Origin of the sequence: Cephaloticoccus primus (assembly GCF_001580015.1) — a bacterium.
Classification (GTDB): Bacteria; Verrucomicrobiota; Verrucomicrobiia; order Opitutales; family Opitutaceae; genus Cephaloticoccus; species Cephaloticoccus primus.
Genome location: NZ_LSZQ01000045.1, coordinates 1 through 6,873, shown reverse-complemented (window position 1 = coordinate 6,873; position 6,873 = coordinate 1). Strand labels below are relative to the sequence as shown.

General features: G+C 58.4%; 8 protein-coding genes, 1 tRNA gene and 1 pseudogene. 5 read left to right on the top strand and 5 right to left on the bottom strand.

What is annotated here, in order from left to right; all coding sequences use genetic code 11:
• The first annotated feature begins 158 nt into the window (after positions 1-158).
• The 5 genes and pseudogenes from AXK11_RS05740 (at position 159) to AXK11_RS10220 (ending at position 3,011) form a co-directional block, all read left to right on the top strand.
• The gene (locus tag AXK11_RS05740; protein ID WP_156469222.1) at positions 159-980 is read left to right on the top strand and encodes a tetratricopeptide repeat protein; all 822 of its coding nucleotides are present in this window, start codon (positions 159-161) and stop codon (positions 978-980) included.
• Between the two features lie 239 nt (positions 981-1,219).
• Positions 1,220-1,293 (top strand) — tRNA-Pro (locus AXK11_RS05735).
• Between the two features lie 201 nt (positions 1,294-1,494).
• Entirely contained in the window at positions 1,495-1,956 is a 462-nt protein-coding gene (locus tag AXK11_RS05730; RefSeq protein ID WP_156469221.1) for an EF-hand domain-containing protein, read from the top strand.
• A gap of 266 nt (positions 1,957-2,222) precedes the next feature.
• A pseudogene (locus AXK11_RS10225) lies at positions 2,223-2,456 on the top strand (double zinc ribbon domain-containing protein); the annotation flags it as partial.
• 117 nt (positions 2,457-2,573) lie between these two features.
• Positions 2,574-3,011, top strand: coding sequence for a ComF family protein (locus AXK11_RS10220; RefSeq protein ID WP_231865775.1), 438 nt, complete (start codon positions 2,574-2,576; stop codon positions 3,009-3,011).
• A gap of 138 nt (positions 3,012-3,149) precedes the next feature.
• On the opposite strand, the gene AXK11_RS05725 is transcribed toward AXK11_RS10220, so the two are convergent.
• From AXK11_RS05725 to AXK11_RS05705, 5 genes are all read right to left on the bottom strand, one after another.
• Complete coding sequence (locus AXK11_RS05725; protein ID WP_068630205.1) at positions 3,150-3,695, bottom strand: hypothetical protein; 546 nt, start codon at positions 3,693-3,695, stop codon at positions 3,150-3,152.
• A 63-nt stretch (positions 3,696-3,758) separates the two neighbouring features.
• Positions 3,759-4,295 carry a hypothetical protein gene (locus AXK11_RS05720; protein ID WP_068630204.1) on the bottom strand — a complete coding sequence of 179 codons (537 nt, stop codon included), beginning with the start codon at positions 4,293-4,295 and terminating at the stop codon, positions 3,759-3,761.
• A 54-nt stretch (positions 4,296-4,349) separates the two neighbouring features.
• Complete coding sequence (locus AXK11_RS05715; protein WP_068630203.1) at positions 4,350-5,735, bottom strand: tetratricopeptide repeat protein; 1,386 nt, start codon at positions 5,733-5,735, stop codon at positions 4,350-4,352.
• 9 nt (positions 5,736-5,744) lie between these two features.
• The gene (locus tag AXK11_RS05710; RefSeq protein ID WP_068630202.1) at positions 5,745-6,401 is read right to left on the bottom strand and encodes an energy transducer TonB; all 657 of its coding nucleotides are present in this window, start codon (positions 6,399-6,401) and stop codon (positions 5,745-5,747) included.
• A 24-nt stretch (positions 6,402-6,425) separates the two neighbouring features.
• The gene (locus AXK11_RS05705) at positions 6,426-6,866 is read right to left on the bottom strand and encodes an ExbD/TolR family protein (RefSeq protein ID WP_068630209.1); all 441 of its coding nucleotides are present in this window, start codon (positions 6,864-6,866) and stop codon (positions 6,426-6,428) included.
• Positions 6,867-6,873 lie beyond the last annotated feature (7 nt).

Below are 6,873 nucleotides of genomic sequence, written 5' to 3'. Positions count from 1 at the left end.
GGAACGCACAACCCGCAAGCCGCACAGTAAATGGGTGCAGGCACCGCCTGCCGCCCCACGCGTAGTGGACAAAGAAAAACCGGATCAACCCTTTACAGGGCAGGGCCGCCTTTGTTTCGGTGGAGGCTTTTTAGCACAGGCCATCTCCATTTTTCCGCATGAGCGCTTCCCCCTCTTCCACGTCTGCCTCTCCCAACGCGGTTTCCCCGACTTCGCCCGAGGCGGCGAGTGCTGTCGCAGCTCTTGGCTTTGAAGATCGGCTCAACGCATTTTGGGGACGCAACCGGCGGCTCATCTTTTTACTCTGTGCGGTGGTGCTGGTGGTGATCGTGGCCCGCGGTGCGTCCGACTATTTCGGTGCGCAATCGCGCCAGCGGCTCGCTCAGGATTACGCGGTGGCAGCGGCAACGCCGGAGGGACTGCGCCGATTTGCCGAAGAGCATGGAGCGGTCGAGCTCGGCGGCGTGGCCTGGCTGCAAGTCGCTGATGCGGCTTACGAGGCGAGTGACTATTCCAAAGCAGCGAGTGCTTATGAGCAAAGCCTTCGCGGGCTGGTGAGCGGCAGCGTGCTTGCGGATCGTGCGGCACTGGGGTTGGCTGTTTCGCAGCTCAAGAGCGAGCAAGCGGCGAAAGGCCGGGAAAGGCTCGCTGCACTGGCCGACGCGCCGAACGTCTCGGTGGCGATCCGTGCCGAGGCGGCTTATCACCTCGCAATTTCGGCACACGTCGCCGGCGATCTGGATAGCTTTCAACAACGCGCCGCCCAAGTCGCACAAATCGACCCGATGAGCCTGTGGAACCAGCGCCTGATGAGCCTGCAAGTTACCCGCGCGCTCCCCGGCTCCGTCGCCACAAGTGCCGCCCCGAGCTCCCCCGCGTCATCCGCTTCGCAAGCGACCTCGCCGTCCGCGTCTGCATCCTCTGCTGTGCCCGCCGAAGCCGACAGCGAGCCCCTCATCCGCTTGAACCTCGGCAACTAAGTGCCCAGCGCATAGCCTCCGCCCTCCATCAACTTGGCCTATTCCTCTGAGCCTGGTTTGGGGCTTGGCCTCGGGCCAGTCGTGTTGCCGGAGTTCCGTTTTCGTCGGCCTGCCCGTTGGCGGCCTGTTGTCGTTTTTTTCCTCGCGGTACCGACTCTACAAAAAGAAGGGGGGCGAGGAACTCGCACAGCGGTTGACAAGTCGCCCGCACTTCTCCGCTGTCTACGATTCTTGTTTTTCGGGGTGTAGCTTAGCCTGGTAGAGCGCCTGCTTTGGGAGCAGGAGGTCGGGAGTTCGAATCTCCCCGCCCCGAGACGAACAGAAGGAAAGAAGGGCTCAACGGGAAGGAGTGTCGGTTTGAGGGCGTTTCTGGTTGTTTTACCTCAGGTTTGGGACACAAGCGGCCGCGAGCTCCATATTTTCGGGTAAGGGCAAACGGGGGCGTACTTCCCAATGCCGATAAATCTGTTCCTGCCGCTTGTAATCAGGGGGGCCAAGCGTACCCTGCGCGGCCATGAAGCCCCATACCCTGCTCTCTGTGTTAGCTCTCGCCGTTGCGCTTTCTGCGGCTCCGATGCACGCTCAAGAGGCGGCCTCGGAAAAGTCTCAAAAAACTGAAAAGAAGGTGTCCAAACCGCCCAAGCGTTACGACACCAACAAGGACGGCATCATCACGGAAGAGGAAATCGCTGCGGGCAAGGCTGCGGATAAGGCCAAGCGCGAAGCTAAACGCAAAGCCGACCTGGAAAAATATGATGCCAACGGCGACGGAAAGCTCAACAAAGACGAGCGCGCCAAAATGAAGGCTGATCGCGAAGCCGAGCGTGCCAAAATCAAAGCAGAGCGAGATGCGGAACGCGAAGCCAAGCGGATTGAACGTGAGGCGAAGCAGCGAGAGAGAGAAGCCCGCAAAGCGGAACGCGAAACCAAAAAGAAGGAGCGCGAGGAAAAACAGGCCCGACGTTCGAATCGGTAAATACAGGGATTACTCATAAGTTCGTAACTTGCGAAACATATGACTAAAAATTGATGTTACTTACCAATGAGTTATGAGTCTAAAAAGTCACTGACTTCTGTGTAGTCAATGTTCATAACGGGCTTATGTCACATTAGAAAAGGCTCTTTATGGAATCAAATAATCCAGTCCGTGTAGTAATTACCTACACGGATTTTTTATAATTACGCAGTTCTTTTAGTGTGTTTGCTGAGTTTCTGCCCTGATCCATTTTTGAAGGGTTAGATATGGATATAAAACTCGCACTGTCACAGTGGACAAGGAATGGAGCGAGGGAGCTTATCGATCTCTTTTTTCCACGCTCTTGTGTCCATTGTCGAGGGCGAGTCGGGCGCGAGAGCCCGCTGCGGCATCTGTGCACGCAGTGTGCCGCGCGTATAGACACTATCAAGCCGCCTCGTTGTACTACTTGTGGTTACCCGTTTCATGGTGTATTCAGTGAGGCAGTAGAAACACGCCTATGCCCGCATTGCGAAGGGCTTGATCCGGTTTTCAGTGAGGGGCGTTGCTGCGTCCTCCTGAAAGGCCCCGCACGCAGCCTGGTTCACACATTAAAGTATCATCGAGGGCTCTACGTTTTGGAAGATGTTCAAACGCTGTTCTCCCGCTCTCCTGCCCTTGCAGAATGGTTAAACAATGCGGTGCTCGTGCCAGTGCCGCTCCACCCAAGCCGGAGACGAAAGCGCGATTACAATCAAAGCGAACTCCTCGCCCAGGCAATCAGCCGAGCAGTGAGCTCCAAAAGCCAAGTTCGTGCGGCCAGTAACATCAAGATCGCGTCCTTGCTACGCCGAATACAAAACACCCGGTCGCAAACTCGATACGATAAACGTGCCCGTCTGGAAAATCTGAAAAATGCTTTTGCACTGGCCAAGTGTGCCCGAGTTGACCCTGAGCAACGCTACGTGCTCGTAGATGACGTTTTCACAACTGGGGCCACGCTGAATAGTTGTGCTCGAGTACTGCGCAGAGCGGGTTGCCAACATATCGATGTCCTCGCCTTTGGCCACGGATAGCCCGCCAACTTAATCCGGACTGTATTCAGATCTGGCGCGTAGTTATTTTTTCCAAGGCACAAAAAAACCGATCCAACCGGATCGGTTTTGTGGCTGAGTGGGAGCCCCGCCCTTTGGGGAGCCTTTCGGCTGAGCGGTTTAGCGGCGGCGGCCGGAGGTAGCGGCTGGGGCTTCGGGCATTTGGGCTACGGAGCTGGCTTCGACCCGGCGGACCATGAGTTCAGTTTTACGCTGGATTTCGAGTTCGGCGTTGCGCTTGGCGATTTGGGCCAGCTCGACCCGTTTGGCAGCTTCCAGCACGTCGGTATTGAGTTGGTCTTTTTGCTTACGCAGGGAGTCGAGGCGGATTTCCTTTTCGGAGATTTCCCGAGAAATGCGGTTTGCCTCGGCGTTAAACTCATCGGTGGCCTTCTGGATTTCGCGGCCTTCGGCTTCCCATTTGGCTATGCGGTCGGCTTCCTTTTGGGCGGCTTCGGCTGCGCGCTCGGCTGCGCGTTCGGCAGCGTCCTGGCGGGCCTTTTCCTCAATCGCGGCGCGCTTGGCCTCTTCGGCTTGTCGTACTTGTTCCTTGAGCTCCTGGCGGGCGATTTCTTGCTGCTCAAGCTCTTTGGCTTGAGAGAGATAGAAGAAGGTGAACACCGCCAGCATAAGGGTGGGAACGATGAAATAGAGCCATTTTTTCATGTGAATAACGGAAAGGGGTGAGGGGGGGATGGTGAGTTTTGGCGTGTGTGTACGCTTTTGGGCTTAGCGGCGATTGGCTTGAGCTGCTTCGGCGGCAGCAGCGGCGCGGGCAGCCTCGGCGGCGGCAATGCGCTGGATGGCTTCGGTGACGCCACCTTCGTTGGACTCGGCCAAGCGAACGTAGTCGCGCAGGAAGCGTTCTTCAGCGAGGAGGAACTGTTTGCGCTCTTCAAGTTTGGTGACCGCTTCGGTCTCTTTCACAATGTCTTGGTCGAGCAGTTCGCTTTGGCGGCGCAGTTTCTGGCGTTCGCGGTCAGCGCGTTCGCGGGCCTCGCGGGCGGCCTGGCGTTCTTCGCGTTCTTGCTGGCGCTTGGCTTCACGGGCTTCGCGCTCGCGGCGTTGCTCGGCCTGCTTTTCGATGGCGAGCTTGATGGCGAGCTCGCGGTCGCGCGCTTCTTGCTCACGCTTGGCGATGAGTGCTTGTTGGGCCTGCTCTTTTTTGGCCTCTTGGGCGGCCTCGTACTGTTTGTTATAATTCCACCAGTAGCCAAAGAAGAGGATCATGGCGATGAGTGGGAAGAGGACGTGAATTTTCTTCATAAACTGGGGAGGGGCTGAAGGGGGAGGGGGCTTTGTTGGTTGCTGTGTTAAACTTTAGAGAGCCTGCGTGGCGGCTTCCCTGTTGATGATCGCGTCCTGGATGGCCTGCCGCAGGCCGGGAAGCTGCGGGTTCTCGGGGCGCTGGAGCTCGGCCGCGAGGTTGATGGCGACCAGGGCTTCATCAAACTTTTGGAGCTCAAAGCAGATGTAGGCTTTGAAGTAGTGTACGGCGCCGATGTTATCGAGGCCGCCTTTGGCGAGTGCGCTGTTGAGGTAGCGGTAGGACTGTTCGCTTTGGTTGAGCGAGTAGTAGATCTGGGCGATTTGGTTGTCGAGCTGCCCGGACTCGGGGAAGGCCTGAATGGCCTCCTTGAGGACCTCAATCGCGGTGAGCTCACGGTTTACTTGCAGGAAGGAGTAGGCGAGGAGCTCCCATTTTTTGATATCTGGCTCAATCGCGCCACTGCGTAGTCCCGCGTGCAAAAGGTCTGTCGCTTTGCCAAACTGGCCGATGTTGAAGTAGATGCCGACGAGGTTGTAGTTGTCCTTCGGCGTGTTCATGAAGCCGAGTGCCTGGGCCCGCTCCAGGGTCAAGATGGCCCGCAGGCTGTAGGACTCGGATTCCTCAGGGCGCTTTGCCTCGACCGAGAGGTTGGAGTAGGTCGCGAAGAGTTGCTGCCAGTAGGTGGCCTTGGTGGGGTACTGCTTGGCGAGGAGCTCCAGGTATTCGGTCGTGCGCTTGAAGTCGCCTTCTTGCTGTAGGGTCGCGATGAGGATGAGGTAGAGCGATTCCTTGGGGGCGAGCTCGGAGTTGAGCGCTAGGTAACACTGCTCCTGGGCCTTCTTCAGGAAGGCCATGTCTATATTTTCCGGATTCCGGGTGGCCTGGTTGTAGAGTAGCGAGATGTAAAACATCCGCCCGTCCTGGCTGGGCTCATCTTGCAGGCTGATCCACTGCTCAATGCGCTCAATGGCCTTGGTGAGGTATTCGGCTTGGGTGCTCGGCACCTTAACCGTTGAGGCTTCCTGATAGTAGAGCTGGGCGAGCAGGTAGAGCCGCTCAAGCTGGCTTTTCTCGTCGAAGAAGCTGTTGGTGGCACCGAGGTTGTAAGCGAGCTCCAGAGGTGGGAGGCTGGTCGCGTAGTCGCCAAGCTGGAGGTAGGCCTTGGAGAGGATGTCGTTGGCCAGCGCTTGATCGAAGCTATTGGGGGCGGCGTAGCGCAGGATCGTCTGCATCAGCTCAACGACGCCGTTCCAGTCTTGCCCATCAATGAGGGGCTGGATCTTTGCCAGGTCGTTGGCGGCGCGCTCGGAGGGCTGGTTGCTCGGGGCTTGCTGGGCGGTGGCGACCTGGGCTCCTGCTCCGAGCAGGCCCAGCGCGAGGCAGAGGCCCAGCGCGGAGTGGCGAACTGCTTTTAGTTGCGGGGAAAGTAGGTTCATGTGGGGCGATTAATCCTGCTGAAGCGTGAAGGATAGGAGCTGTTGGACGCGGGTATTCACGTTGCGCCCCCCTTTGCGGCCGGGGCGAAACTTCCACTTGCTGACAGCCTGGATGGCGGATTGCTCAAAGTCGCGTTGACTGGAGCGCACGATGAAGGGGTTGCGAACCTCTCCGTTGCTATCGACGATGAACTCGACGAGGACTTCGCCCTCGACACCCGCACGGCGCATTTCAAAGGGGTACTGCGGCTGGACGCGGAAGCGCGGCTGCGGCTGCTGGTCGAGGTTGCGGATGTCGAAGATCTCGACGCCCTTGCCCAAGCCGGTCTGGCGCACGGTGGGGATATTGATCGTGCCGGTCGAGGGTTTCAGGCTTTGTGGCGGCGGGGGCTGGACGGGCTGGACAAAGGAATCGACGGAGACGAGCTGGGGGACGTCGGTCTGCATCGGCGGGGCAAACTCAACAGCTTCGGCGGGCTCGTCGGACTCGAAGATTTCCTCCTCTTCGGGCTCAAGATCGAGCTCCGGCATTTCCATCAACTCGATGGTGGGAGGAGCCTCTTCGACTGGTGGAGGCGGTGGCTCATCGGGCCAGAAGGAGGTTGCCCAGAGGCCGGCGTGAATGAGCAGGGAGGCGATGACGCCAAGAATGAGATCGCGACGCATGGTAGTGTGTGGGCTTTCGTGGGGTTAGCGGCCAGTCGTGCGAACGCGGGTTTCGACCGAGACTTTATCGATGTCAGCCAAGCGGACTTCGTCGAGGACTCTGATGGCGAGGGAGAACTTGGCGCGGTCGTCGGTGGTGATGAGTACCCGGGGATCCGCGGTGTTGGCCTTGTAGTTCTGGAGTCTAGGGCGAACGTCACTGACGTCAATCAGCTCGGTGGTTTTGCGGTACGTCCAGTAGCAGTTTCCAAACTCGGAGACCTGGAGCGTGATGGTGTCGTCTTCCTGGCTGCTGGCTGCGGAAGGCGGGGCGGCCTTGGGGAGCTCGACAGGCAGCGACTGGATTTTTTCCAGCGAGAGGGTGAAGAGGATGAAGGTGGCGAGCAGGAAGAAGATGACGTCAATGAGGGGGATGATCTCAATGCGTGCCTTCTTGGGGCCACCGGAGGCGTTGTTTCCGGTCATGTTTGAA